General features: G+C 70.1%; 25 protein-coding genes and 5 tRNA genes. 8 read left to right on the forward strand and 22 right to left on the reverse strand.

Going from position 1 to position 25,987, the window contains the following annotated elements:
- Positions 1-14 precede the first annotated feature (14 nt).
- The 3 genes from rsmD to OG584_RS08825 form a co-directional block, all read right to left on the reverse strand.
- A complete protein-coding gene (gene rsmD / locus OG584_RS08815) occupies positions 15-599 on the reverse strand; it encodes a 16S rRNA (guanine(966)-N(2))-methyltransferase RsmD (protein WP_405776744.1) in 585 nt (194 codons plus the stop codon).
- A gap of 74 nt (positions 600-673) precedes the next feature.
- The gene (recG, locus tag OG584_RS08820) at positions 674-2,884 is read right to left on the reverse strand and encodes an ATP-dependent DNA helicase RecG (protein ID WP_405776746.1); all 2,211 of its coding nucleotides are present in this window, start codon (positions 2,882-2,884) and stop codon (positions 674-676) included.
- 57 nt (positions 2,885-2,941) lie between these two features.
- On the reverse strand, positions 2,942-4,606 hold the full coding sequence (locus tag OG584_RS08825; RefSeq protein WP_405776748.1) for a DAK2 domain-containing protein: 1,665 nt from the start codon (positions 4,604-4,606) through the stop codon (positions 2,942-2,944).
- 245 nt (positions 4,607-4,851) lie between these two features.
- On the opposite strand from OG584_RS08825, the gene rpmB reads away from it, so the two are divergent.
- Positions 4,852-5,037 (forward strand): 50S ribosomal protein L28, encoded by a 186-nt coding sequence (gene rpmB / locus OG584_RS08830; RefSeq protein WP_015036441.1) that lies wholly within the window; start codon positions 4,852-4,854, stop codon positions 5,035-5,037.
- Positions 5,038-5,201: 164 nt separating this feature from the next.
- Here the strand turns inward: rpmB and thiD are convergent, their stop codons facing one another.
- Positions 5,202-6,020 (reverse strand): bifunctional hydroxymethylpyrimidine kinase/phosphomethylpyrimidine kinase, encoded by an 819-nt coding sequence (gene thiD, locus OG584_RS08835; RefSeq protein ID WP_405783946.1) that lies wholly within the window; start codon positions 6,018-6,020, stop codon positions 5,202-5,204.
- Entirely contained in the window at positions 5,990-6,955 is a 966-nt protein-coding gene (locus OG584_RS08840; RefSeq protein WP_405776750.1) for a thiamine-phosphate kinase, read from the reverse strand. Before OG584_RS08840 ends, thiD begins: the two co-directional genes overlap by 31 nt.
- Positions 6,956-7,227: 272 nt before the next feature.
- Between OG584_RS08840 and OG584_RS08845 the strand changes: the two genes are divergently transcribed.
- Positions 7,228-7,461, forward strand: coding sequence for an Lrp/AsnC family transcriptional regulator (locus OG584_RS08845; RefSeq protein ID WP_405776752.1), 234 nt, complete (start codon positions 7,228-7,230; stop codon positions 7,459-7,461).
- A 19-nt stretch (positions 7,462-7,480) separates the two neighbouring features.
- Complete coding sequence (locus OG584_RS08850; protein ID WP_405776754.1) at positions 7,481-7,951, forward strand: DUF3515 domain-containing protein; 471 nt, start codon at positions 7,481-7,483, stop codon at positions 7,949-7,951.
- Between the two features lie 20 nt (positions 7,952-7,971).
- On the opposite strand, the gene OG584_RS08855 is transcribed toward OG584_RS08850, so the two are convergent.
- From OG584_RS08855 to OG584_RS08865, 3 genes are read right to left on the reverse strand one after another with little or no spacing between them, the layout of a single operon-like run.
- On the reverse strand, positions 7,972-9,135 hold the full coding sequence (locus OG584_RS08855) for a D-alanine--D-alanine ligase family protein (RefSeq protein WP_405776755.1): 1,164 nt from the start codon (positions 9,133-9,135) through the stop codon (positions 7,972-7,974).
- Between the two features lie 34 nt (positions 9,136-9,169).
- The gene (locus OG584_RS08860) at positions 9,170-10,171 is read right to left on the reverse strand and encodes an NAD(P)H-dependent glycerol-3-phosphate dehydrogenase (protein ID WP_405776757.1); all 1,002 of its coding nucleotides are present in this window, start codon (positions 10,169-10,171) and stop codon (positions 9,170-9,172) included.
- Entirely contained in the window at positions 10,168-10,920 is a 753-nt protein-coding gene (locus OG584_RS08865) for a lysophospholipid acyltransferase family protein (protein ID WP_405776759.1), read from the reverse strand. The genes OG584_RS08860 and OG584_RS08865 overlap by 4 nt, the downstream gene beginning before the upstream one ends.
- Positions 10,921-11,058: 138 nt before the next feature.
- Between OG584_RS08865 and cofC the strand changes: the two genes are divergently transcribed.
- A complete protein-coding gene (gene cofC, locus OG584_RS08870) occupies positions 11,059-11,787 on the forward strand; it encodes a 2-phospho-L-lactate guanylyltransferase (protein WP_405776761.1) in 729 nt (242 codons plus the stop codon).
- A 43-nt stretch (positions 11,788-11,830) separates the two neighbouring features.
- Positions 11,831-12,040 (forward strand): hypothetical protein, encoded by a 210-nt coding sequence (locus OG584_RS08875; protein WP_405776762.1) that lies wholly within the window; start codon positions 11,831-11,833, stop codon positions 12,038-12,040.
- Positions 12,041-12,183: 143 nt separating this feature from the next.
- Here OG584_RS08875 and OG584_RS08880 read toward each other — a convergent pair whose 3' ends face one another.
- The 4 genes from OG584_RS08880 to leuC form a co-directional block, all read right to left on the reverse strand.
- Complete coding sequence (locus tag OG584_RS08880; RefSeq protein WP_405776764.1) at positions 12,184-12,840, reverse strand: HU family DNA-binding protein; 657 nt, start codon at positions 12,838-12,840, stop codon at positions 12,184-12,186.
- Positions 12,841-12,965: 125 nt separating this feature from the next.
- On the reverse strand, positions 12,966-13,211 hold the full coding sequence (locus OG584_RS08885) for a hypothetical protein (RefSeq protein ID WP_266852593.1): 246 nt from the start codon (positions 13,209-13,211) through the stop codon (positions 12,966-12,968).
- A gap of 104 nt (positions 13,212-13,315) precedes the next feature.
- Positions 13,316-13,909, reverse strand: a complete 594-nt coding sequence (gene leuD / locus OG584_RS08890) for a 3-isopropylmalate dehydratase small subunit (RefSeq protein WP_405776766.1) — start codon at positions 13,907-13,909, stop codon at positions 13,316-13,318.
- Positions 13,910-13,914: 5 nt separating this feature from the next.
- Complete coding sequence (leuC, locus tag OG584_RS08895) at positions 13,915-15,339, reverse strand: 3-isopropylmalate dehydratase large subunit (RefSeq protein ID WP_405776768.1); 1,425 nt, start codon at positions 15,337-15,339, stop codon at positions 13,915-13,917.
- A gap of 173 nt (positions 15,340-15,512) precedes the next feature.
- On the opposite strand from leuC, the gene ndgR reads away from it, so the two are divergent.
- Positions 15,513-16,229: an IclR family transcriptional regulator NdgR gene (gene ndgR / locus OG584_RS08900; RefSeq protein ID WP_164265352.1), complete on the forward strand. Its 717-nt coding sequence runs from the start codon at positions 15,513-15,515 to the stop codon at positions 16,227-16,229.
- Between the two features lie 100 nt (positions 16,230-16,329).
- Here the strand turns inward: ndgR and OG584_RS08905 are convergent, their stop codons facing one another.
- Entirely contained in the window at positions 16,330-16,845 is a 516-nt protein-coding gene (locus tag OG584_RS08905; RefSeq protein ID WP_405776770.1) for a DUF4188 domain-containing protein, read from the reverse strand.
- Between the two features lie 134 nt (positions 16,846-16,979).
- Between OG584_RS08905 and OG584_RS08910 the strand changes: the two genes are divergently transcribed.
- Positions 16,980-17,621: a MerR family transcriptional regulator gene (locus tag OG584_RS08910; RefSeq protein ID WP_405776772.1), complete on the forward strand. Its 642-nt coding sequence runs from the start codon at positions 16,980-16,982 to the stop codon at positions 17,619-17,621.
- An 82-nt stretch (positions 17,622-17,703) separates the two neighbouring features.
- On the opposite strand, the gene OG584_RS08915 is transcribed toward OG584_RS08910, so the two are convergent.
- The 9 genes from OG584_RS08915 to OG584_RS08955 form a co-directional block, all read right to left on the reverse strand.
- Positions 17,704-17,776, reverse strand: a tRNA-Glu gene (locus OG584_RS08915).
- A gap of 19 nt (positions 17,777-17,795) precedes the next feature.
- Positions 17,796-17,867 (reverse strand) — tRNA-Gln (locus OG584_RS08920).
- A gap of 8 nt (positions 17,868-17,875) precedes the next feature.
- Positions 17,876-17,948, reverse strand: a tRNA-Glu gene (locus OG584_RS08925).
- A gap of 61 nt (positions 17,949-18,009) precedes the next feature.
- Positions 18,010-18,082, reverse strand: a tRNA-Glu gene (locus OG584_RS08930).
- 34 nt (positions 18,083-18,116) lie between these two features.
- A tRNA-Gln gene (locus tag OG584_RS08935) sits at positions 18,117-18,188 on the reverse strand.
- An 84-nt stretch (positions 18,189-18,272) separates the two neighbouring features.
- Positions 18,273-18,992, reverse strand: a complete 720-nt coding sequence (locus OG584_RS08940) for an HAD family hydrolase (RefSeq protein ID WP_405776774.1) — start codon at positions 18,990-18,992, stop codon at positions 18,273-18,275.
- A 4-nt stretch (positions 18,993-18,996) separates the two neighbouring features.
- On the reverse strand, positions 18,997-20,493 hold the full coding sequence (gene gltX, locus OG584_RS08945; RefSeq protein WP_405776775.1) for a glutamate--tRNA ligase: 1,497 nt from the start codon (positions 20,491-20,493) through the stop codon (positions 18,997-18,999).
- Positions 20,486-21,271, reverse strand: a complete 786-nt coding sequence (locus tag OG584_RS08950) for a fumarylacetoacetate hydrolase family protein (protein ID WP_405776777.1) — start codon at positions 21,269-21,271, stop codon at positions 20,486-20,488. The genes gltX and OG584_RS08950 overlap by 8 nt, the downstream gene beginning before the upstream one ends.
- Before the next feature lie 80 nt (positions 21,272-21,351).
- Positions 21,352-21,546: a hypothetical protein gene (locus OG584_RS08955; protein WP_405776779.1), complete on the reverse strand. Its 195-nt coding sequence runs from the start codon at positions 21,544-21,546 to the stop codon at positions 21,352-21,354.
- Positions 21,547-22,136: 590 nt separating this feature from the next.
- Here OG584_RS08955 and OG584_RS08960 point away from each other — a divergent pair.
- Positions 22,137-25,985, forward strand: coding sequence for a nitrate- and nitrite sensing domain-containing protein (locus tag OG584_RS08960; RefSeq protein ID WP_405776781.1), 3,849 nt, complete (start codon positions 22,137-22,139; stop codon positions 25,983-25,985).
- Positions 25,986-25,987 lie beyond the last annotated feature (2 nt).

Here is a 25,987-nt window from a genome sequence, read left to right on the forward strand (position 1 = left end):
GCTCCCGGGTCCGGTCATCGTGCGTCTTCGCACGTAGAGGCGGCGCGACCGTACCAAAGCGTGGCCTCGCCGTACCGACGGGCCCGCAAAGGCTCAAAACCCTTGGGCCACTTGAACTCTCCGCCTCTTGTGCTCCGTTCCACCGTGACGAGGGCATCGCCCGTGAGCCACCCCTGTGCACGGAGTGTGAGCAGGATCTCGCGAAGATCGTCATCGGTGACGGCGTACGGCGGATCGAGGAAGACCACGTCGTACGGGGCGGCCGGCGCCGGTCCTGCCACGATCTGCTCCGCTTTGCCGGTCCGCACCTCCGCCCCGGGGAGACCGAGCGTGCGGACGTTGTCACGGACCGTGGCCACTGCCCGCGGGTCCGCCTCGACGAGCAGGGTGTGCGCGGCGCCACGGGAGAGCGCCTCAAGACCGACGGCGCCCGAACCGGCGTACAGATCGGCGATACGGGTTCCGCCCAGGGTGCCGAGCAGCGCTTCCCAGGTGGAGAAGAGCCCCTCTCTCGCACGGTCGGAAGTGGGGCGGGTGCCGTTGCCCGGCGGTACGGCGAGGCGGCGCCCGCCGGCCGTACCGGCGATCACGCGGGTCATCTCAGTCCTTCTCGGTGAGCGGAAGCTGTCCTGGTCTGGCTCCTGTCCCGGCCAGTCTCTCACCCGGCGGCCCCTCAGCCCTTGTCGAGATACCGCTCGCGCTCCTGGTCGAGGAGGGCGTCCAGGGCGGTGCGCAGGGCGGGCAGATGTGCCAGCTCCGGGTCGGCCGCGACGACCTGCGCGGCCTCCTCGCGGGCCGCCGCGATGATCTCCTCGTCGTCGATGACGGCGAGCATCCGCAGCGAGGACCGGACCCCGGACTGGGCCTGGCCCAGGACATCGCCCTCACGACGCTGTTCGAGGTCGATACGGGACAGCTCGAAGCCGTCGAGCGTGGCGGCCACCGCACCGAGCCTGGCACGGGCGGGGCCGGCTTCGTGCGCCTCGGTCACCAGGAGGCAGAGGCCGGGCGCCGAACCGCGGCCGACCCGTCCGCGCAGCTGGTGCAGTTGCGATACGCCGAACCGGTCGGCGTCCATGATCACCATTGCGGTGGCGTTGGGTACGTTGACCCCGACCTCGATGACCGTCGTCGCGACCAGGACGTCCACCGCGCCCGCGGCGAAGCGGCGCATGACGTCGTCCTTGTCGTCCGGGGCCATCCGCCCGTGCAGCTGCTCGATCCGCAGTCCGCTCAGGGGCCCGCCGGCCAGCTGTCCGGCGATCTCGACCACGGCGAGCGGCGGCCGCTTGTCCCCCTCGGCCTCCGCCCCCTCCGCCGTTTCACCCGATGCGGGCTTCCGCTTCTTCGGCTCGTCGTCGCCGTCCCCGATGCGCGGGCACACCACGTACGCCTGGTGGCCGTTCTCCGCCTCCTCGCGCACCCGCTCCCAGGCGCGGGCCAGGAAGTGCGGCTTGTCCCTGGCCGGCACGACATGGGTGGCGATCGGTGAACGGCCGGCGGGAAGCTGATCGAGTACGGAGGTCTCCAGATCCCCGAAGACGGTCATGGCGACCGTACGGGGGATGGGCGTGGCCGTCATGACGAGCAGATGCGGCGGCTGCTTCCCCTTGCCCCGCAGGGCGTCGCGCTGTTCCACACCGAAGCGGTGCTGCTCGTCGACCACGACCAGACCGAGGTCGTGGAACTGGACCTTGTCCTCGATCAGCGCGTGCGTGCCGATGACGAGTCCGGCCTCCCCCGTGACCAGGTCGAGCAGCGCCTTGCGACGGGCGGCCACCCCCATGGACCCGGTCAGCAGCACGACCTTGGTGGACAGCTCGCCGCCGCCCAGCATCCCGCCCTCGGCGAGCTCGCCCATCATCTCGGTGACGGACCGGTGGTGCTGCTGGGCGAGCACCTCGGTGGGCGCCAGCATCGCGGCCTGTCCGCCCGCGTCGACGACCGCCAGCATCGCCCGCAGCGCGACCAACGTCTTGCCCGAGCCGACTTCCCCCTGGAGCAGCCGGTGCATCGGGTGCTCGGTCGCGAGCTCGTCGAAGATCTCCCCGGTGACCTTCCGCTGGCCTTCGGTGAGGGTGAAGGGCAGCTTGGCGTCGAAGGCGTCGAGCAGCCCTCCGGGTACGGGTTTGCGCGCCACAGCTGGCAGTTGGGTCTCGGCGTGCCTGCGCCTGGCGAGCGCGACCTGGAGGACGAAGGCCTCGTCCCACTTCAGCCGGTCGCGCGCCACCGCCACATCGGCCTTCGTGCGCGGCCGGTGCACCTTCTGCAGCGCGTCGGGCAGCGTGGTCAGTCCGCGTCCGTCGCGCAGCGCGGGCGGCAGCGGGTCGACGGCCTCCTGCGCGGCGGGCAGCACGGCGTCGACGGCTTTGGAGATCTTCCAGGACTCCAGCCCCTTGCAGGCCGGGTAGATGGGGATCAGCTCATTCGCCCAGGCCTCGACGGCGCCCGCGTCGGTGTCGGCGTCCAGCAGTTCGTACGTGGGGTGTGCGAGCTGGAACTTCTGGTTGAACTTGGACACCTTGCCCGCGAACATCGCGCGGCGGCCCGGGAGCAGCTCCTTCTGGGGCTTGTGGATGCCCTTGCCGAAGAAGACGAGCTGCAGACGGCCGCTGCCGTCGGTGATGTTCACCTCCAGGCGTCTGCCCCGGCCCTGGTTGAAGGTGAGCACCCGGGCGTCGGCGACCTGCGCGAAGACCGTGACGTGCTCGTCCAGGGGCAGCTCGGTGAGCTGGGTGAGCTCACCGCGCTCGGCGTACCTCCGGGGGTAGTGGTGCAGGAGGTCGCCGACCGTGTGCAGGTCGAGGTGGTCGGCCATCACCTTGGCGGTGGGGGCGCCGAGCGTGTTCTTGAGGGGTTCATCGAGCGCGGGCACGCCGTCCATTGCACACCATGGGTCCGACAGCGGGGGTATTTCCCCCTCGCCGCCCTGACCGGCGCGCTACTCCACCCCGATCAGCAGCGGGGCCGGCTGACGGCCGCCGTCGTAGACCACCGTGTCGACCGCCAGGTGTCCGCCCCGTACGAACGCCTCCAGGCGTTCCGCGACCGTCTCCGGTACACCGTCGCCGAGGACCAGGGTCACCAGTTCGCCGCCCGCCGAGAGCATCCGGTGCAGCACCGTCTCCCCCGTGGTTACCAGATCCGCTCCGATCACCGCCACGTCACCGTCGATCAGGCCCAGCACGTCGCCGGCCTGGCAGACACCGGCCGATGTCCAGGACTGCCGCTCGGCCAGCGCCAGTTCGGCGTAGCGGGTGGCGCCGGCCGCCGCTGTCATCGCGACGACGTCCTCGTCGAACCGCCGCTCGGGTTCGTGCACGGCCAGCGCCGCGACACCCTGGACGGCCGCCCGCGTCGGGACGAGGGCCACCCGTACGCCCTCCACCCTCGCCTGTTCCGCGGCCGCCGCCGCCGTGTGGCGCAGTTCGGCGTCGTTGGGCAGCAGCACGACCTCCCGGGCGTGCGCGCGCCGGATCGCGTCGACCAGTTCGCCGCTGGCGGGCGGCTCTCCCGGGCGGGCGAGCACGGTGGTGGCGCCGGCCTCCCGGCACAGAGCCGCCAGCCCTTCGCCCGGCACGACGGCGACCACGGCTCGCTGGACCTGCTCGGGTGCGGGTGTCGCGGCCGCGCCGAAGTGGGTGATGCGGATCCGGTACGGGCGCCCGGCGTCGACTCCCGCCTCCACGGCGGCTCCGGCGTCGTCGACATGGACATGGACGTTCCAGAGGCCGTCGCCGCCGACGACGACCAGCGATTCGCCGATGCCGTCCAGCCGGGTGCGGAGCCGGGCCACGGCGTCGTCCGACGCCTCCAGGAGGTAGATCACCTCGAAGGCCGGGCCGCCGTCGGCCGGGCAGTCGTCGGTGAAGTGCGCGGGCACAGTGGGGGCCCGCCGGCGCTCCGCGGCCGGGGCCTCCCCCGAGAACGCTCCGGCCAGCGCGGCGAGCACATCCACCAGGCCCCGGCCGCCGGCGTCGACGACGCCTGCCCGGCCGAGTACGGCCAGTTGTCCCGGGGTGGCGTCGAGCGCGGTGCGCGCCCCTTCGTGTGCGGCGCGCGCCACCTTCGTACAGCTCGCCCCGCTGCCGCGGCAGGCGGTGGCAGCGGCTTCGGCCGCCGCGGTGGCCACGGTCAGGACGGTGCCCTCCACCGGGTGCGCGACCGCCTGGTAGGCCGATTCGGCCGCCCGCCGGAGCGCCCGGCCCAGCAGCACGGCGTGATCATCGTCACCCGCCGGCGCCCCGATCACCTCGGCCATGCCGCGCAGCAGCTGGGCCAGGATCGTGCCCGAGTTGCCCCGGGCCCCGATGAGCGCACCGTGGGCCATGGCCCGTACCGCGTCCGCCAGGGCGGGGGCCGAGTCCCTGGCGCCGGGCTCGTCGGAGGTGCCGGTCGAGAGGGTCCCGTGTGCGACGAAGACCGCTTCCACCGCCTGGGCCGCGGACTCCACGGTCAGATAGAGGTTGGTGCCGGTGTCCCCGTCGGCGACCGGGTAGACGTTGATCGCGTCGATCTCCTCGCGGTCCCTGCCCAGCGCTTCCAGGGCCAGTGAGCACCAGGTGCGGACCACGACGGCATCGATCTCGTCGGGCGGCTGCGGCACCTGAAGCCTCCTTGAGCAGCGGGGTTGAACCGCAGGGTAGTCGTGGGCCGGGGAGGGCACCGGGGACCCGGGCCGGGCGGGGGGCGGTGCCAACCATGGTAGTTTCGTTCCACCGGCGCAGTCGTTGTATGCTGCTTCGGTTGCCCGATGAGAATCGGGCCATTCCTCCGGTACCGCCACTTCAGTCAATGATTCCGGCGCGCCGGATTTCACTGTAAGTGCACCTGAAGTCTTTGGAGTGACCCGTGGCTGCCAACTGCGACGTCTGCGGCAAGGGGCCGGGCTTCGGCAACAACATTTCGCACTCGCACCGCCGTACTCCGCGTCGCTGGAATCCCAACATCCAGCGCGTGCGTGCAGTGGTCGGTCGGACGCCGAAGCGGCTCAACGTCTGCACCTCGTGCATCAAGGCCGGCAAGGTCTCGCGCTAATTTGAGGTTGCTCCCCGCCTGTGCGGGGATGACCCAGCCGACGTTTCGTCGTAGCGCAGCCCCTTGCGGTTGCCTTGAAAAGCCGGTCCACCTCGGTGGACCGGCTTTTTCGCGTGCCCGCCCGGCTGTCCCGCCGGGCCGGCTGTCCCACCGGCCCGGCGGGGTTACCGGCGAAGCCGCCAGCCGTGGTCGACCGGGCCGATGCCCGAGCCCAGCGCGAATCCGGCGGCGATGGCGCCCGTGACGTACTCCTTGGCCGCGGCCACCGCGTCGGGCACGGCCTGGCCGTGCGCCAGCTGCGCCGCGATCGCCGATGCCAGCGTGCATCCGGTGCCGTGGGTATGGCGGTTGTCGAAGCGGGGTGCGCGCAGCCAGTGCTCCTCGCTGCCGTCGGTGAGCAGATCCACCGCGTCACCGGCGAGGTGACCGCCCTTGATCAGCACCCACTTCGGCCCATGTGCGAGCACGGCCGCCGCTGCCCGCGGCAGATCGGCCTCACTCTCCACCCGTACCCCGGTGAGCTGGGCCACCTCGTCCAGATTGGGGGTGGCGACGGTGGCCGTCGGGAGCAGCAGCTTCCGTACGGATTCGAGCGCCGAAGCGGCGAGCAGCGGATCACCGTGCTTGGAGACCCCCACCGGGTCGACGACGACCGGAGCTCCGGTCCCGGCGAGCAGTCCGGCCACTGTCTCCACCAATTCGGCGGACGACAGCATTCCGGTCTTCACCGCGTGCACGCCGATGTCGTCGACGACGGCGCGGTACTGGGCGCGTACGGCTTCGGCGGGCAGCTCCCACGCGCCGTGCACACCCTGCGAGTTCTGTGCGGTGACCGCGGTGAGCACGCTCATTCCGTGCACGCCGAGTGCCAGCATCGTCTTCAGATCGGCCTGGATGCCCGCGCCGCCCCCGGAGTCGGAACCGGCGACCGTGAGGACCAGCGGTGGCGCCGTCACGACGGGTCGTCCCCGAAGTGGTCCCAGCCGCCCTTGCTGGTCCAGGGCGCCCCGTCGACCGTCACATGGGGCAGGGCCGAGGGGTTGACCACCTCACCGATCACCTTCCAGCGGGCGGGCAGTTTCACGTCCGGCGGGAAGGTCGCCACGATCGCGTGGTCCTCTCCCCCGGTGAGCACCCACTGGAGCGGGTCCACACCGACGGCCTGGCCGATGTCGCTCATCTGCGAGGGGATGTCGATGAGCCCCGCCCGCAGGTCGATCCGCACCTTGCTGGCCTCGGCGATGTGCCCGAGATCGGCCACGAGGCCGTCGCTGACGTCGGTCATCGCGGTGGCACCGAGGCCGGCGGCCGCGGGCCCCGCGTGGTACGGGGGTTCGGGGCGCCGGTGCGCCTCGACGAAGGCGCGGGGCGAGCGGAATCCGCGGGAGAGCACCGCGAACCCGGCGGCGGACCAGCCGAGCCATCCGGTCACGGCCACGACGTCGCCGGGCCGGGCGCCCGACCTGGTGACCGGTTCGTGGTTGCGCAGATCGCCGAGTGCGGTGATGGAGACGGTGATCGTCTCTCCGCGTACGACGTCACCGCCGACCACGGCGGCCCCCGCGACCTGGCACTCGTCGCGGATGCCGTCCATCAGCTCGGTGGGCCAGGTGACCGGGAGCTCGGCGGGCACCACGAGCCCCAGGAGTATCGCGGTGGGAACCGCACCCATGGCCGCGATGTCCGCGAGGTTCTGCGCCGCCGCCTTGCGGCCGACGTCGTACGCGGTGGACCAGTCCCGGCGGAAGTGCCGCCCCTCCAGCAGGATGTCCGTACTCGCCACGACCCGCCGGTCGGGAGCGGCCACGACCGCGGCGTCGTCGCCGGGCCCCAGCCGTACCGCCGGGGTCGTCGTGAGCCGGGAGGTGAGCTCTCTGATCAGCCCGAACTCCCCGAGCTCCCCCACAGTGCCCTTCATCGCCGCTCGCCTCTCCTCGTGATCCGGACCTCGTGTCCGGTCTGTCTGCCGGCTTGCCTGCCAGGGGGGATGCCCCGTATGCCCCGGTCCGCTTGCGGTCGCGGGCCGCCACTGCTGTCGGTAACGTCAATGAGGTACGTCAACTCCACATCCCGTACGCCCCGGACGCGTGTGACTGCCGGGTGCGCGGGTCTCCCCGCCACCTCGGGCGACGCGATACCGTGGCGTCCCTTTCTCCCCCACATGATCCTCGTGGCCCCCTTGGAGGTTCCGTGGTACAGGCGTACATCCTCATTCAGACCGAAGTGGGCAAGGCGACAGCCGTCGCCGAGCTCGTCGGGAAGCTCCCCGGGGTGATCCAGGCCGAGGACGTGACCGGTCCCTACGACGTGATCGTGCGCGCACAGGCCGACACCGTCGACGAACTCGGTCGCATGGTGGTCGCCAAGGTCCAGCAAGTGGACGGCATTACCCGCACTCTGACCTGCCCGGTCGTTAATCTGTAGCCCCCTCTACGCTGAGCCGGTGAAGTCCAACAGCCACCGGCTCCTGTCCCTTTCCGCCGCCGCCCTGCTTCTGGCGGCGGCGGGCTGTTCAGCGACGGACGACACGGCGTCCGTCTCGGTTCCCGAGCCTCCCGCGGACCAGGTCACGCTGTGCAGGGCACTCGACAAGGCGCTGCCGAAGACCGTCGCGGGGCTGACCCGCGGCGATCCGGATCCGAAGTCCGAACTGACCGCCGCATGGGGGGACGCGGCGATCGTACTGCGCTGCGGTGTCCCGCGGCCCGCCGAGATGGACGACTCCCAGGCCAAGGCAGTGGACGCGAACGGGGTCAACTGGCTGCTGGAGCAGCGGGCCGGCGGACCCCGGTTCACGAGCACCTACCGCAAGGCCTACGTCGAGGTGACGCTGGGGCCGAAGTACGCCCACGACGTCACCCCGCTCTCGGACTTCGCGGGTGCCATCAGGAAGACGGATCCGTCCAGCCTCTGAAGGCCGTCCGGAACACGGTCTCAGCGCAGCCCCGTCGAGCGGCGCAGCGCGGCCTGGATCAGCCGGTCCACCAGCTCCGGGTAGCCGACGCCGCTCTCCTGCCACATCCGCGGGTACATCGAGATCGGCGTGAAACCGGGCATCGTGTTGATCTCGTTGATGACGAACCCGCCGTCATCGGTGAGGAAGAAGTCGGCCCGCACGAGGCCCTCGCAGGAAACCGCTTCGAACGCCTCGACCGCGAGCCGCTGGACCTCCGCGGTCTCCTCGGCCGTCAGCGGGGCGGGCACCATGCCCTCCGCGGACTCACCGGGGATGTACTTCGCCTCGAAGTCGTAGAAGTCGTGCGAGGTGACCGGCGGGATCTCGGCGGGCACGCTCGCCCGGGGCCCGTCCTCGAACTCCAGCACCCCGCACTCGATCTCACGGCCGCGCAGCAGCGCCTCGACGAGCACCTTCGGGTCGTGCCGCCTGGCCTCCTCCACCGCGTCGTCGAGACCGGCCAGTGAGTCGACCTTGGTGATGCCCATGGACGAACCGCCGCGTGCGGGCTTGATGAAGAGCGGCCAGCCGTGCTCACCGGCGAAGTCCACGATCTTCTTGCGGGCGGCGGCCGGATCCAGGCTCCACTCGCGGGGACGGATCACCTCGTACGGGCCGACCGGCAGCCCGTACGAGAGGAACACCCGCTTCATGTACTCCTTGTCCTGGCCGACGGCGGACGCGAGGACGCCCGCACCGACGTAGGGCACTCCGGAGAGTTCCAGCAGCCCCTGAAGGGTGCCGTCCTCGCCGTAGGGGCCGTGCAGCACCGGGAAGACCACGTCGACGTCGCCCAGCGCCTTGGGCACCGAACCCGGTTCGCTGTAGACGACTTCACGGTTGCCGGGGTCGACGGAGAGCACCACGGCGCCGTCCGCGCCCTCTGCGATCGCGGCCACCGACGGCATGGTCCGGTCGGTGATGGCCATCCGCTCGGGATCGTCCGCGGTCAGCGCCCACCGGCCGTCCGCAGTGATGCCGATGGGCAGCACGTCGTACTTCGTCCGGTCGATGGCGCGCAGGACAGCACCCGCGGTGACCACCGAGATGGCGTGTTCGGAGCTGCGCCCGCCGAAGACAACCGCCACACGCGGCTTACGACGCTGCTGCTCAAGGCTCTGGGGGGAGTTCTCGCTGCTCATATCGCGTTGAGGGTACCTGCTGGTACGTACCGAGTCAGCGTCGCTCGGCCTTGGCGCTGCGCGACATCAGTTCCTTCAGCGCGACGAGCGGGGCCTTCCCGTTGTGGACGATGTCCACAACCGTCTCCGTGATGGGCATGTCGACGCCGTGCCGGCGGGCCAGATCGGCCACCGACTCGCAGGACTTGACGCCCTCGGCGGTCTGGCTGGTGGCCGCGATCGCCTCCTGGAGGGTCATGCCCCGCCCGAGGTTGGTGCCGAAGGTGTGGTTGCGGGAGAGCGGCGACGAGCAGGTGGCCACCAGGTCGCCCAGGCCGGCGAGTCCGGAGAAGGTCAGCGGATCCGCGCCCATCGCCAGGCCCAGACGGGTGGTCTCGGCCAGCCCGCGGGTGATCAGCGATCCCTTGGCGTTGTCCCCCAGCCCCATGCCGTCGGCGATCCCGACAGCGAGGCCGATGACGTTCTTGACGGCGCCGCCGAGCTCGCAGCCGACGACGTCGGTGTTGGTGTACGGGCGGAAGTACGCGGTGTGGCAGGCGGCCTGAAGCCGCTGGGCCACCGCTTCGTCCCGGCAGGCGACCACGGCGGCAGCGGGCATCCGGCCGGCGATCTCCTTGGCCAGGTTGGGCCCGGTGAGTACGGCGACGCGCTCGGTGGGGACCTTGCCGACCTCCTCGATGACCTCGCTCATCCGCTTGGCCGTGCCGAGTTCGACGCCCTTCATCAACGAGACGAGGACGGTCCCCGGGTGCAGCAGCCCCGTCCAGTCCGCCAGGTTGGCACGCACCGTCTGCGAGGGCACGGCGAGCACGGTGAAGTCCGCGCCGCGGGCGGCCTCGGCGGGGTCCGCGGTGGCGTGCACCGACGCGGGGAGTTCGATTCCCGGCAGATAGTCCGGGTTGGTGCGGGTGGCGTTGATGGTCTCCGCGAGAGCGGCACGGCGGCCCCACAGGGCCACCTCGCACCCCGCGTCGGCGAGGACCATGGCGAAAGCCGTGCCCCAGGATCCGTTGCCGAAGACGGCTGCTCGCGTCACTTGGTGCCCTCTCCTGCGGCCTTGCGGCGCTCTGCGGCGCGGGCCTTGCGGTGGTCGTACGGTTCGGCGGGGGCCTGCTCGCCGCGCAGGTCCTCCAACAGGACGGTGACGGCGGCCATGATGGCCTCGGTCGCTTCCTTGAGCACCTCGGGGGTCGGGTCCTTGCCGTAGAACCGCGTGAGATCCACCGGCGGTCCGGCCTTGACCTGAAGGGTTTTGCGCGGGAAGAAGCGGATCTTCTTCGCGCTCGCATACGGCGGCATCGCGAGGTTGGCGCCCCACTGGGCCACCGGGATCACCGGAGCCTTGGTGAGGAGCGCGGCCCGCGCGACCCCACTCTTGGCGGTCATCGGCCACTGCCCCGGATCGCGGGTGAGAGTGCCCTCCGGGTAAAAGGCCACGCACTGCCCCTGCTCCACTGCCGTCACCGCGGCCCGGAACGCGCCGAAAGCGTTGGACGACTCCCGGTAGACGGGGATCTGTCCGGTGCCGCGCAGCAGGGGTCCGACGACGGGAACCTTGAAGAGCGCCGCTTTGGCCAGGAATCGGGGGACCTTGCCCGTGTTGTACTGGAAGTGGCCATAGGAGAACATGTCGAGATACGAGTTGTGATTGACAGCGGTGATAAATCCGCCATCATCCGGAATGTGCTCCATTCCGCTCCAGTCCCGCTTGAACAGAACCAGCAGCGGCGGTTTAGCAATGACCGCCGCCAGGCGGTACCAGAAGCCGATTCTGCGGCGGGACACTCGGACACCTTCCTCTTGAACCTCAACGCTGCCTGGCTACGGAACGTCACGCGTCGCCCCAGGCCCCTGCTCTGTCGAGAACACCGTACGCCCGGCCCGGCCCGCCCGGTATCGCGGGCTGGGGCCACAATAGGGCCGATGCCGAACTCGGATCGGACCGCCAACTGGTCCCTGGTCGTACCTCTGAAGCCGTTGGCGCTGGCGAAGAGCAGACTCGCGCCGACGGCCTCCGACGAGGTGCGTCCCGGGCTCGCCCTGGCCTTCGCGCAGGACACCGTCGCCGCGGCGCTGGCCTGTTCCGCGGTGCGGGATGTGGCCGTCGTCACCGACGACGCGCTGGCCGCCGCCGAACTGGCCGCGCTGGGCGCCCGGATTGTGCCGGACACGGCCGCCGCGGGCCTGAACCCCGCCCTGGCGCACGGTGCTCGTGCCGTCCGCGAGCTCCGCCCGGACGCGGCCGTGGCCGCGCTGAACGCGGACCTTCCCGCACTTCGCCCGGTGGAATTGCGGCGAGTACTGGACCGGGCGGCCGAATTTCCCCGCGCATTTCTGGCGGATGCCGCCGGAATCGGCACGACTTTGCTGACCGCGCGTGCGGATACGGAATTGAGCCCGGCATTCGGTGGGCCGTCGCGGGCGCGGCATCGCGCATCGGGGGCGGTGGAAATACTGCTCGGGGACGTCGTCTCGGTACGCCAGGACGTGGACACCGGTGACGATCTGCTGGCCGCCGCGGCGCTGGGGCTCGGCCCGTACACGGCCCGCAGATACTCGGCGGTCACGGCGGGGCCGGGGCCCGCCCCCTCCGCGGGCGGCCGGCCGGAACGCGGTACCGCGCACGGGCCGGCGGCCGGTCCTGAGGCCTGAGCACAGCAGGGAACCGGCCCGGGGGACGCCGTAAGCTGCGCCCATGCAGGCGACCGCGTACACGTACGACTCCGAGACCCGCAGCGGCAGCGTGCTGCTCGACGACGGCACCCCGGTGCCCTTCGACGCCGCCGCATTCGACGCGGGGGGCCTGCGGCTGCTGAGATCCGGCCAGCGCGTGCGGATCGAGACGGCGGACGACGACGGGGGCGAAGCCCCGCACATCACTCTGGTGACACTCCAGACGTTCTGATCCGGCGGGATTTTCCGGGGCACCGGGGGTCGCCGTCCGGCTTCCGGGCTCCCGTCCGGCCGCGCCGCAGGCGCTCTTGCGAACGCACCGCGGGCCGGACTCCCCAAGGGGAGTCCGGCCCGACGCGTGGGTGGCCGTACCGCTTACTTCTTCCTGGCGGTGGCCTTCTTGGCGGTGGTCTTGCGCGCCGTGGTCTTCCTGGCGGGCGCCTTCTTCGCGACCGCCTTCTTGGCCGGCGCGGTCTTCTTCGCGGTGGCCTTCTTGGCGGTGGTGGCCTTCTTCGCCGGAGCCGCCGTCTTGGCCGCCGACTTCTTGGCGGTGGTCTTCTTCGCCGGGGTGGCCTTCTTGGCCGCCACCGTCTTCTTGGCAGCGGTCTTCGCCGCCGTGGTCTTCTTCGCAGCCGTCTTCTTCGCGGCGGTGGCCTTCTTGGCCGCGGCCTTCTTGACGGTCGTGCGGGTGGAAGATCCGCCGGAGAGGCTGCCCTTGGGTGCCTTCTTGACGGCCACATCGTTCTTCGGGAGCTTCTTCGAGCCGCTGACCAGGTCCTTGAAGCCCTGCCCCGCGCGGAAGCGCGGCACCGAGGTCTTCTTGACCCGGACGCGCTCACCCGTCTGCGGGTTGCGGGCGTAACGGGCCGGCCTGTCGACCTTCTCGAACGAGCCGAAGCCGGTGACCGACACCCGGTCGCCGCCGACAACTGCGCGGACGATCGCGTCCAGTACGGCGTCGACAGCGTCTGCGGCCTGCTGGCGGCCACCGACCTTGTCGGCAATGGCCTCTACGAGCTGCGCCTTGTTCACGTCTTCCCCTTCGGAGACATTGCCAGAACGAAACTGTTCAGGCTTTTTCGCACGTTAGGCAGATATATACCGCAAATCAAACACGAAACGGTCTAATCACCCTTGTGCCGCAACGAACTCAACCGTCACGGAGATCCACCAAGGGAGTTGCCATCGGGGAATCGACCCTCGTCGAGGTCCTTCATCAGCCGATCCAGCCGCGTTGCTGCATCGGTGAGATCGTGCTTCGCCGCGGCCGTGATGACCAACAGCTTCCGGGACAGCGCCATCCTTACGCCCTCCGGGACTTGCAGTTCACGCACCCTTGCGTGCGCTTCTTTCATTTGTTCGGCGACTTCCGCGTAAAGCTTGAGTTGGTTGTCGCGTTCCATGCGCCGATTGTGCCATCTGGGGCGAGTTGTCGCCCGGCGGGGGCTCAACAAGCGACTGCGCCCCCTGCCGCATGGCAGGGGGCGCAGTCCTGAAAACGTGCTGCTCAGACCTCAATTGTGCGTGGCTTGTGGGCGGGTCGGGCCGCCTCGTAAGCCGTGATGTCCGCTTCGTTCTGAAGGGTGAGGCTGATGTCGTCCAGACCGTTCAGCAGCCGCCAGCGGGCGTTCTCGTCCAGCTCGAATCCGGCGGTGATGCCCTCCGCGACGACCTGACGGCTCTCCAGGTCCACGGTGATCTCGGCGGACGGGTCGGCCTCCGTCAGTTTCCAGATGGCGTCCACGACCGTCTGGTCGATAACCACGGTCAGCAGGCCGTTCTTCAGCGAGTTCCCGCGGAAGATATCGGCGAACCGGGACGAGATGACCGCCTTGAAGCCGAAGTTCTGCAGAGCCCAGACCGCGTGCTCGCGGGAGGAACCCGTACCGAAGTCAGGGCCTGCGACCAGCACCGATGCGCCTTCGCGCTCCGGGCGGTTGAGTACGAACTCGGGGTCCTTGCGCCAGGCCTCGAAGAGCCCGTCCTCGAAACCGTCGCGGGTGACCTTCTTCAGCCAGTGGGCCGGGATGATCTGGTCGGTGTCGACGTTGCCACGGCGCAGCGGGACGACCCGGCCGGTGTGCTTGGTGAAAGCTTCCATGGAAATCAGGCCTCCACGAGAGTCGGGGCGTCGGACAGGTCGGCGGGCGAGGCCAGATGCCCCAGCACCGCGGTGGCGGCGGCCACCTGCGGGGAGACCAGGTGGGTACGGCCGCCCTTGCCCTGCCTGCCCTCGAAGTTGCGGTTGGAGGTGGACGCGCAGCGCTCGCCGGGCGCGAGTTGGTCGGGATTCATACCCAGGCACATTGAGCACCCCGCGTGCCGCCATTCGGCGCCCGCAGCGGTGAAGACCTTGTCCAGGCCCTCCTCGATGGCCTGCAGAGCGACCCGCACCGAGCCGGGGACGACCAGCATCCGCACGCCGTCGGCGACGCTGCGGCCCTTCACCAGGGCGGCCGCGCTGCGCAGGTCCTCGATGCGGCCGTTGGTGCAGGAACCCACGAACACCGTGTCGACCTTGATGTCGCGCAGTGGCTGGCCCGCGGTCAACCCCATGTATTCCAGGGCCTTTTCGGCGGCCAGGCGCTCCGAAGCGTCTTCGTACGAAGCCGGGTCGGGGACGCTGGCGGAAAGCGGTGCACCCTGGCCCGGGTTGGTGCCCCAGGTGACGAACGGGGCCAGTTCGGCGGCGTCGATGAGGACCTCGGCGTCGAATGCCGCGTCGTCGTCGGTGCGCAGCGTCTTCCAGTACTCGACCGCGGCGTCCCAGTCCTCGTCCTGCGGGGCGTGGTCGCGGCCCTTGAGGTAGTCGAAGGTGGTCTGGTCGGGGGCGATCATGCCCGCCCGCGCGCCCGCCTCGATCGACATGTTGCAGATGGTCATCCGGGCTTCCATCGAGAGCTTCTCGATGGCGGAGCCGCGGTACTCCAGGACGTAGCCCTGGCCGCCGCCGGTACCGATCCGGGCGATGATCGCCAGGATCAGGTCCTTGGCCGTGACCGAGTCGGGCAGTTCGCCCTCCACCGTGATGGCCATGGTCATGGGGCGGGCCATCGGGAGCGTCTGGGTCGCCAGCACGTGCTCGACCTGCGAGGTGCCGATGCCGAACGCCAGCGCGCCGAAGGCGCCGTGCGTGGACGTGTGGCTGTCACCGCAGACCACCGTGGTACCCGGCTGGGTCAGACCCAGCTGCGGTCCGACGACGTGGACGACGCCCTGCTCGACGTCGCCCAGCGGGTGGAGCCGTACGCCGAAGTCCGCGCAGTTCTTGCGCAGCGTCTCCAGCTGGACGCGGGAGACCGGGTCCGCGATCGGCTTGTCGATGTCGAGGGTGGGAGTGTTGTGGTCCTCGGTGGCGATGGTGAGGTCGAGGCGCCGTACGGGCCGGCTGTTCTGGCGCAGACCGTCGAACGCCTGCGGGCTCGTCACTTCGTGCAGCAGGTGCAGATCGATGAAGAGAAGGTCGGGCTCGCCTTCGGCGCGCCTGACGACATGGTCGTCCCAGACCTTCTCCGCGAGTGTCCTACCCATCGCTTTCCCTCCGGCCGGCGTCTTCGCCGGCCCAACTAGAGATCGGGCGCCCCCGTCCGAACCCCCGTACCGGGCGGGTGACTGCGAGCCGTTGTACGGCCGCACCTACAGGTTGGCAAGTTCCATGGAAAATTGAACTTGCGTTTCACAGAGTGAGACGCGAGTATCGTTGCATGGACAACTCTAGCGGCGTCGGCGTTCTCGACAAGGCAGCTCTGGTATTGAGTGCTCTGGAGTCCGGCCCGGCCACCCTCGCCGGACTGGTCGCGGCGACCGGGCTCGCACGGCCCACGGCACACCGCCTTGCCGTGGCACTGGAACACCACCGGCTGGTGGCGAGGGACATGCAGGGCCGGTTCATTCTCGGTCCGCGGCTCTCCGAGCTGGCAGCGGCGGCGGGCGAGGACCGCCTGCTGGCCACCGCCGGGCCGGTATTGACGCATCTGCGCGATGTCACGGGCGAGAGCGCTCAGCTCTACCGCCGGCAGGGAGACATGCGGATCTGCGTGGCGGCGGCCGAGCGGCTCTCCGGGCTGCGGGACACCGTTCCGGTCGGCTCGACGCTCACCATGAAGGCCGGCTCCTCGGCCCAGATCCTGATGGGCTGGGAGGAGCCCGAGCGGCTCCACCGCGGACTCCAGGGCGCCCGCTTCACGGCGACGGCGCTGTCCGGAGTGCGCCGCAGGGGCTGGGCCCAGTCGATCGGCGAGCGCGAGCCGGGCGTGGCCTCGGTCTCGGCCCCGGTACGCGGGCCTTCGAACCGGGTGGTCGCCGCCGTCTCCGTCTCGGGGCCCATCGAGCGGCTGACCCGCCACCCGGGCCGGATGCACGCCCAGGCGGTCATCGATGCCGCCGGGCGCCTCTCCGAGGCGCTGCGCCGCACCAGCTGACCGGAGCCCCGTCGGCTCCAGCCCCTTTTGAGCACCACCGCCCCGCCATCCCGGCGGGCCGCCCCAGCGTCGTGGCGGCCCCCGCGGACCCGGTCCGCCGTCAGCGCGCGGGGCGCGCCGGCTTCGCACCGGAGCGGTGCGCGAGACGCTCCGCCGCCGAGCGGCCCCTCCCCCCGACCGGGAGCACACCGGTCGCCGCCGACAGCCCGTAGGGCGGCATATCGGCGTAGATGGATTCGTACGACCCCTCCGGCACGATGTACGTCTCGTGCCACAGCCCCACATGCTGCCGGGACTTGCGCTCCGTGCGGTTGATCCTGGCCCACGCCGTGCGGTGGAACATGTCGGGGGCGGACGCGTACGCGTACAGCTTCTCCTTCGACTCCCAGTACTGGACGACGTAGTACGTCCGCGGCGAGCCCGTCAGCAGCGTGTAGCCGAGCAGCCCCCGGCTCTTGTCCCTGGACAACTCCCTGAGCATGCGCGGCATCGCCAGGAGGACCGGGAACCAGTGGTGCACTCCCCGGAAGTGGTTGATGCGCATCCCGATCAGCAGGACGACCACATCACCCTCAGCGGCCGCAGTCGTCCGTCCCGGAACCGGTTTCGCGAACATGCCGTACCCCCTTCGCCGTACTGGACTTCGCTTGGCTGGACTTCGCCGTACTGGAGCATGGTGTTGGATAGTGACGCTATCCAGTAATGGACAGTGGCACTGTTCGAACGGCTGCGCAAGGGAAGGCGCCAGGAATGCGACTGTCGGAACTCAGCGAGCAGAGCGGCGTCCCGACCGCGACGATCAAGTACTACCTGCGGGAGCGGTTGCTGCCCGCAGGCCACCGGATCAGTGCGACCCGGGCCGACTACGACGGGAGCCATCTGCGCCGGCTGCGCCTGGTGCGTGCGCTCATCCAGGTCGGCGGGCTCCCGGTGGCCACGGCGCGGGAGGTACTGAGCCATGTCGACGACGCGTCCCTGAGCCGCACGATCCGGCTGGGAGCGGCTCTCTGGGCACTGCCGCACGGACCCGATCCGGACGACGCGGCGCCCGTCACGGCCGCCGCGCGCAGCGAGGTCGACCGGCTCCTGGGCCGGCTGGGCTGGACGACCGCACAGGAGATCGGCGAGCTCTCACCCGCCCACCGTTCGCTGGTCGCGTCGGTGGCCACACTGCTGCGGCTCGGCTATCCGTGCGAGGCCGATTACCTGGTCCAGCAGGCCCGGCTGATGCATCAAGTGGCTGTGCAGGACCTGGACATGATGGAGACGTACCCCTCGGAGAAGGAGCAGGTGGAGTCGGCCGTCGTGGCGACCGTGCTCTACGAGCCGCTGCTGAATTCACTGCACAGGCTGGCGCAGGAAGAGGAGTCGGCGCGCCGCTACGGGCTGTGAACGGAGCGCACGCCACCGGGAGTTCGGGCATCCGGGCATGCAAAAAGGCCCTTCACCGAAGTGAAGGACCTTACTTGTCCTGTACCCCCGACCGGATTCGAACCGGCGCTACTGCCGTGAGAGGGCAGCGTGCTAGGCCGCTACACAACGGGGGCTTGTACAACAAGTGTTGCGCTGGGCTACCAGGACTCGAACCTAGAATGACGGTACCAGAAACCGTTGTGTTGCCAATTACACCATAGCCCATGGTGGAGTACCCCCGACCGGATTCGAACCGGCGCTACTGCCGTGAGAGGGCAGCGTGCTAGGCCGCTACACAACGGGGGCCCTGGCGATCCTGCATCAAGCTCATCGGGTGCGACCCTGATGAACTCACGGGAAGGATCTGTACCCCCGACCGGATTCGAACCGGCGCTACTGCCGTGAGAGGGCAGCGTGCTAGGCCGCTACACAACGGGGGCTTGTACTGCAAGGTGAGTTACTGCTGATCCTGCGCTGGGCTACCAGGACTCGAACCTAGAATGACGGTACCAGAAACCGTTGTGTTGCCAATTACACCATAGCCCAATGAAACGCAACCCCTGGAGGGTCTGTTTCACTCACGCTGTCCGCTCCGGCCTTCCGGCCCGCTCGGGCGGCGCAAGAAGAACATTACCTGAAGGTGGACGGCGCTCCAAAACGGGTATCGCCCCGGAGCAGCCCGGGAAGTCCGCCCAGCCCGGTGATCCGGTCCAGCTCGGGACGCCCCCCGCGGTCCGCACGGTCCAGCCAGACCGCCCGCAGTCCGGCGGCGAGCGCTCCGGCGGCGTCGATGTCCGGGTGGTCCCCCACGTACAGGACCTCCGGCGGGTCCAGGCAGAGCGCGTCGCACGCCGCGTGGAAGGCTCCGGCCGCGGGCTTGGCCACCCCCAGGTCGGCCGCGCAGACCAGCACCTCGAACCGGTCCCGTACCCCAAGGACGCGCAGCTTGCGGTCCTGGTTGCGGGCCGCGGAATTGGAGAGGAGGCCGTGGCGGTAGTCGTCCGCCAGCTCGTCGAGTACCGGGACGGCGTCCGGGAAGAGCGCCCAGGCCGCCTCGTAGTGCGCCAGGTGCCGGGCGAACCAGGCATCGGCCTCCTCGTCGCTCAGCTCCGTACCGGTGAAGGTCCGGACCCGCTCGCGGCGCTGGCCCTGCCAGTCGGTCTCGCCCGCGGCGAACCTCGCCCACTGCAGATCGGTGATCTCGCGCCAGCGGCCGAGGGCCTGCTCGATGGAGGTGTATCCGTCGGGCAGGCCCTCGGTCTTCAGGTGCTGCAGCAGTCCTGTGCGGTCCGCGGTGGTGTAGTCGAAGATCGTGTCGTCGATGTCCCAGAGGACGGCGCGGATCGCCATGGGTTCAGGCTGCCAGCTTCGCCAGCGCCGCGTCGATCCGCTCCAGCGAGCGGTCCCGGCCCAGGATCTCCAGGGACTCGAAGAGCGGCAGGCCGACCGTGCGGCCGGTGACGGCGACGCGGACCGGGGCCTGGGCCTTGCCGAGCTTGAGGCCGTGCTCCTCGCCGGCCGCGAGCACGGCGGCCTTCAGCGCCTCGGGGCTGGACCAGTCGGCGTCGGCGAGCTTCGCGCGAGCCGTGGTGAGCAGGGCCACCGGGTCGCCCTTCATCGCCTTCACCCAGGACGCCTCGTCCTCGACCGGCCGGTCGAGGAAGAGGAAGTCGACGTTGGCCGTGATGTCCGAGAGGACCGTGAGGCGGGTCTGCGCGTACGGGGCGATGGCCTCCCACGCCGCCTGGTCGAAGTTCTCCTGCGGCCAGTTGGCGTGCGGGGCGCGCAGCCACGGCATGCACGCCTCGGCGAAGGCATTGACGTCCAGCAGGCGGATGTGGTCGGCGTTGATCGCCTCGGCCTTCTTCAGGTCGAAGCGGGCCGGGTTGGCGTTGACGTCCGCGATGTCGAACTTCTCGACCAGCTGGGCGACGGAGAAGATGTCCTGGTCCGCCGAGTACGACCAGCCCAGCAGGGACAGGTAGTTGAGCAGGCCCTCGGGGAGGAAGCCCCGCTCACGGTAGAGGTTGAGGGATGCCTGCGGGTCCCGCTTCGAGAGCTTCTTGTTCCCTTCGCCCATGACGTACGGGAGATGCCCGAAGAGCGGGACGTACTTGGCGACGCCGATGTCGATCAGCGCCTTGTAGAGCGCGATCTGGCGCGGGGTGGAGGAGAGCAGATCCTCGCCGCGCAGCACGTGCGTGATCTCCATCAGCGCGTCGTCGACCGGGTTGACGAGGGTGTACAGCGGCGCGCCGTTGGCCCGGACGATCCCGTAGTCCGGCACGTTCTCCGGCGTGAAGGTCAGCTCGCCGCGGACCAGGTCCGTGAAGGTGATCGTCTCGTCGGGCATCCGGAAGCGGACGATGGAGGTCCGGCCCTCTGTCCGGTACTCCTCGACCTGGCCCGCGGTGAGGTCCCGGCAGTGGCCGTCGTAGCCGGAGGGCCGTCCTGCCTTGCGGGCGGCGTCACGGCGCTCGTCGAGCTCGGCGGTGGTGCAGTAGCAGTCGTACGCGTGGCCCGCGTCCTGGAGCTTCTTCGCGATGTCCGCGTAGATGTCCATGCGCTGCGACTGGCGGTACGGCGCGTGCGGGCCGCCCTTCTCGTCGGGGCCCTCGTCCCAGTCCAGGCCGAGCCAGCGCAGCGAGTCGAGCAGCTGGTTGTACGAATCCTCGGAGTCGCGTGCCGCGTCGGTGTCCTCGATACGGAAGACCATGGAGCCGCCGGTGTGCCGGGCGAAGGCCCAGTTGAACAGGGCGGTGCGGACCAGTCCCACGTGAGGGTTGCCGGTCGGGGAGGGACAGAAACGTACGCGGGGGGGTACCCCCGGGGACTTCGTCGCGTTAGCCACGCTTGATCACCTTGTTGGTGAGAGTGCCGATGCCTTCGATGGAGACGGCGACCTCGTCGCCGACGTTGAGCGGTCCGACGCCGGCCGGGGTGCCGGTCAGGATGACGTCGCCGGGCAGCAGCGTCATGGCGTCGGAGATGTTGACGATCAGATCCTCGATGGAGTGGATCATCTCGCTGGTCCGGCCGAGCTGCCGCTGGCCGCCGTTGACCGTGGCCTGGATGGTGACGTCGGACGGGTCGAGGTCCGTCTCCACCCAGGGCCCGAGCGGGCAGGAGGTGTCGAAGCCCTTGGCCCTGGCCCACTGCTTCTCGCGCTTCTGCACATCACGGGCGGTGACGTCGTTGGCGCAGGTGTAGCCGAAGATGACGTCCTTGACACGCTCGCGGGGGACCTCGCGGCACATCCGGCCGATCACCACGGCGAGTTCGGCCTCGTGGTGCAGTTCGCTGGAGAAGGAGGGGTACTCGATCGCGTCCCCCGAGCCGATCACCGATGTGGTCGGCTTGAAGAAGGCGAACGGCGCGTCGGGCACGGCGTTGCCGAGCTCCGCGGCGTGCTCCGCGTAGTTGCGGCCGAAGGCCACGACCTTGTTGGGGAGTACGGGGGGCAGCAGCCGCACCTTGCTCAGCGGGACCTTGACACCGGAGAGCTCGAAGTCGGCGTACGGAATGCCCTTGATGATGTCGAGGACGAGGTCGCCCGAGGGATCGGAGCCCTCGCCCTCGACCACGCCGAAGGCGACATTGCCGTCGATGGAGAATCTGGCGATGCGCACGAGTGCTGTCGCCCCTCACTTACTGGCTGGCTGGAGTCTGACGCTCCAGGCTAACGCGGCGGCGGGGGGCTCCGGCGCGATTACTTCGCGCCGATGACCTGCGCCGGGGCCGGTGCTTCCATCAGGATGGTGCGGCGCGGGTTCGCCGTCACGGCCGGCAGGGTCGCGGCGTGCTCCGGCTGCTCGGGGCGCTGCAGCTGCTCGGCGTCCGGGAGATGGGCGAGCGTGGTGCGGCGGGGGTTGGCAATGTTGCGGAACAACGTCGTGGTCTTCATCTGTTCGTGAGGCCCTGTCGGTCGGGCGGCGCCGGAGCGCCGGTGTCGGATTCGCCATCCCTTGCAAAGGGTCAGGCTAAACATCTGATTCCCCGCAGAAGCGTGGCCAGGACAACGATCTAGGTGTGAGTTTGCTCACGAGTTGAGTGATATTTAGGGCATTGCGGTCACCCATTCCTGACCCAGTAAGCGGACATTACGTACCTGAAGCTCCCATTCCGCTCCTGATCATCGCGACTGGGACACCCCTGACCCGTAAGCAGTACGTAAACAAAAGTCCGATTCATCCGGGAACAATTTCTACGCCAGGTGATGTGACGCTCACGCCCTGTCAATAAGGTCACATCCCGGTACTCGGGCCTTGTTGGAGATCCGTCGCTGTGCTGGAATTCCACGCACTGCCGCGCAGTCTTTGTGAAAACACAGGCAGGCCGGCGCACGAAGGGCGCGACGCAGCGCCAAGTGGCGGCGGTAAAAGGGGGAGAACACGCCGGTCACTGACGACCACCATGGGGCGCGCCGCGCCCCACGACTCGACACCGTTCCGCCGCCTGTGCGGGGGAACGCCTGGTCCAGAGGTTGCGACGCTAGTGCAGGGACGTTTCAAGAGGGATGGCAGCGCTGCGGCTGAAGAGGAGCCGCGCGGCGGGACCGACCGCGGCTCCTCGCCCCAGCACGCCCAGACCCCGCAGAACCATGGTCCGGCTGCGGCCGGCGGCGGTGAGTCCAGGACCACGCCCTCGGCTCCGGCTGTGCCGAAACCCAAGGGCCCGGTCAACACGGGCTCACGAGTAGCCCTGCGCAACTGGCGCATCAGCACCAGGCTCGTCTCTCTGCTGGCACTGCCCGTGGTCGCCGCGACCACCCTGGGCGGGCTGCGCATCAATGACTCGCTGGACAAGATGCAGCAGCTGGACCACATGCAGCTGCTCACCCAGATGACCAAGCAGGCGACCGAGCTGGCCGCCGCGCTCCAGGAGGAGCGCGACAAGTCCGCGGGTCCGCTGTCGCACGGTGCGAAAGCCAGCGACTTCAACGTCGAAGAGCCCCGCAAGCGCACCGACCTCGCCGACCAGGCCTTCCTCGCGGGCACCGCCGACTTCGACAACGCGAAGCGCGACGACTCGATCGAGTCGATCCGCGGCAGCCTCCGGGGCATCGCCACCAAGCTGACCCGGCTCAAGGCCATCCGCGCCGACGCGTACCAGGGCAGCGCCACCACCTCGCAGACGGTCAACGAGTACAGCGAACTGATCGACTCGCTGCTCGGCCTGTCCCAGGACATGGCCCAGGCGACCGCCAACCCCGAGATGATCAAGCGGACCCGCGCGCTGGCGGCCTTCTCCTCCGCCAAGGAGTACGCGTCCATCCAGCGTGCCGTCATCGCCGCCGCCCTGCCGCCGAACAAGAAGGGCCACGGCCACCTGGCGGAGAGCGACCGGCTCTTCGCCAAGTCCGCCATGCAGAGCGAGGACGACGCGCTCAAGTCCTTCAAGCTGGTCTACGCGGGCAACTCGGCGACGCTGACCGCCCCGCTGGACACCGGCAACCCGGAGATCACGGCCGCGAGCCTGTACGCGAAGCACGTCCTGGAGAACCAGGGCGGTCTGGAGAGCCAGACCCCTCGTTCGTACAAGGACTGGTACGACGCGGACAGCAACCGCATCACGGCCATGAAGACCATCGAGGCCACGCTGCTCGGCGAGATGGAGCAGAAGGCCCGCGGGCTGCGCAACGACGCGGAGCGCGAGGCGATCATCAACGCCGCGCTCATCGTGCTCGTCCTGGGCGTCTCGCTGGTCGGCGCCTATGTCGTGGCCCGTTCCATGATCCGCTCGCTGCGGCGGCTCCAGGACACCGCGACCAAGGTCGCCAGCGAGCGGCTTCCGGAACTGGTCAAGCAGCTCTCCGAGACCGACCCGCAGGATGTCGACACCTCGGTGGAGTCCGTCGGTGTGCACAGCCGGGACGAGATCGGAAAGGTCGCCGCGGCCTTCGACGACGTGCACCGCGAGGCCGTCCGGCTCGCGTCGGAGCAGGCCATGCTCCGGGGCAACGTCAACGCGATGTTCACCAACCTCTCGCGCCGCAGCCAGGGCCTCATCCAGCGCCAGCTCTCGCTCATCTCCGAACTGGAGTCGCGCGAGGCCGACCCGGACCAGCTGTCCTCGCTCTTCAAGCTCGACCACCTCGCGACCCGCATGCGCCGTAACGGTGAGAACCTCCTCGTCCTCGCGGGCGAGGAGCCGGGCCGCCGGTGGACCAGGCCCGTGCCGCTCGTCGACGTGCTCCGCGCCGCCGCGTCCGAGGTGGAGCAGTACGAGCGCATCGAACTGGCGGCGGTACCCGCGACCGAGGTCGCCGGACGCGTCGTCAACGACCTCGTCCACCTGCTCGCGGAGCTGCTGGAGAACGCCACGTCGTTCTCGTCGCCGCAGACCAAGGTCCGTGTGACCGGTCACGCGCTGCCCGACGGACGGGTGCTCGTCGAGATCCACGACACCGGCATCGGCCTCTCCCCCGAGGACCTCGCCGCGATCAACGAGCGGCTCGCGTCGCCGCCCACCGTGGATGTCTCCGTCTCCCGCCGCATGGGTCTGTTCGTGGTCGGCCGGCTGTCGCTGCGCCACGGCATCCGAATCCAGCTCCGGCCGTCCGACTCCGGTGGTACGACGGCGCTCGTCATGCTGCCCGTCGATGTCGCCCAGGGCGGCAAGAAGGCCCCGGGCGCGGGCAAGCCGGGGATGCCGGGGATGCCCGGCGGCCGGCAGCAGCCGCAGCAGCTGGGACAGACACAGCAGCAGAGCACGGGTGCACCGAACCGAGCCGGTGCGGGCGCAGTCGCAGGTACGGGCGCCGGGACCGGCCCGGCTTCCGGTGCACCGCGCGGCCAGGTCTCGGGAACGGGTCCGCGTGCCGCGCTGCCCTCCCGCGACGGCGACCGCTCCATCCAGCCGGGCGGCCCGCAGCAGCAGGGCCAGCCGCAGAGCGGCTCCGCACCCGCTCCGGCGATGAACGCCTTCGGCGCCGGCGCACCCATGCCACGGCGTACCGGCCGCGGCGGCCAGGGCGGTCAGGGCGGTCAGGAAGCAGCCCCCGGCCGCAACAACGGACAGCAGCAGCCCGGGGACGGCATGTTCCAGCCCCCGGCCGGCCGTCAGCAGCAGCTGCCGCCCACCGGCGGCCCGCGGGCGGAACTGCCCGGTGGCAATCCCCGGTCGCAGGCCCCTGCCCCGCAGAGCCCTCAGCCGCCGCAGAATCCGCAGGCACCGCAGCGCCCGCAGACCACCAGCTGGGGCAACGAGCTCCCGCAGCGGGCTGCCCAGGACCTGCCGCGCGGCCATGAGGAGCCGGACGCCAGGACCCACGGAGCCGGTGCGAACGGCCCCGGCGCCCAGTACCGCCAGCCGATGCGCCCGCTCCGCCAGTCCGGCGAGCGCGCCCCGGCCGACGGCCGGTTCGCCGACGACCCGTTCGGCGACAACCGCCAGGCCGGTGACCGGCTCTCCGCCGACCGCCAGGGCCCCGGCTCCACCGCCGAGTTCCAGCGTCCGGACTTCAACGGACCGCCGCCCGGCTCCACCGGTCAGTTCGAGCGGGCCGACGTCTTCGAGCGTCCCGACGTCCGTGGCCCGCGGCGCCGCCCGCAGATACCCCAGGTACCGCAGATACCCCAGGTGCCGCAGGCTCAGCAGCAGGACGAGCGGTACCAGGACGACCGGTACCCGAACACACAGCAGCAGAACCTCCCGTACCAGGACCGGCAGCAGCAACCGCAGCCGCAGGACCCGGCGTCCACGGCGCAGTTCCCGCGGGCCGACTTCTCGGACTTCGGCGGCTTCGACGCCCCGCGCCCGGCAGCACCTTCGGACGCTCCCGGCAGCGCACCGCACCAGCAGCGCGAGCGTGCCGAGAACGACTTCGGCGCGCCGCGCCCCGCAGCTCCGCAGAGCCTGCCTCCGCAGCCGCAGTACGACGCGCTGCCGCCGGCCGCCGACCCCGGCGACGGGCGCACGCCGCTCTACGACACGCTGGAGACCAACTGGTTCCACGGCGCGCAGTCCGCGAGGGCCGCCGAGCCGCAGGAACCGTCCGCTCCCCGGCAGCCGGAGCCGACCGCTCCCCCGGCACCGCTCAGCGAGCCGATGGCGCAGACCGCCCCCGGCAGCAACTGGCGGGCGTCGCCCAACGACGAACTCGTACGGCAGGCCGAGCGGGCGAAGAAGCCCGCCGCCGGTGGTGTCACCACATCCGGTCTGCCCCGACGTGTTCCCCGTGCCAATCTGGTCCCCGGCACCGCACAGCAGCAGGCCCACCAGGCCGGTCCGCAGGTCTCGCGTGCGCCTGACGACGTACGCGGCCGGCTGACCAATCTCCGGCGCGGCATCCAACAGGGTCGCCAGGCCGGAACCGGCCCCTCTCACCAGCAGGAGCACTAGTT

This window comes from Streptomyces sp. NBC_00859 (assembly GCF_045161865.1).
In the GTDB taxonomy this organism is placed as follows: domain Bacteria; phylum Actinomycetota; class Actinomycetes; order Streptomycetales; family Streptomycetaceae; genus Streptomyces.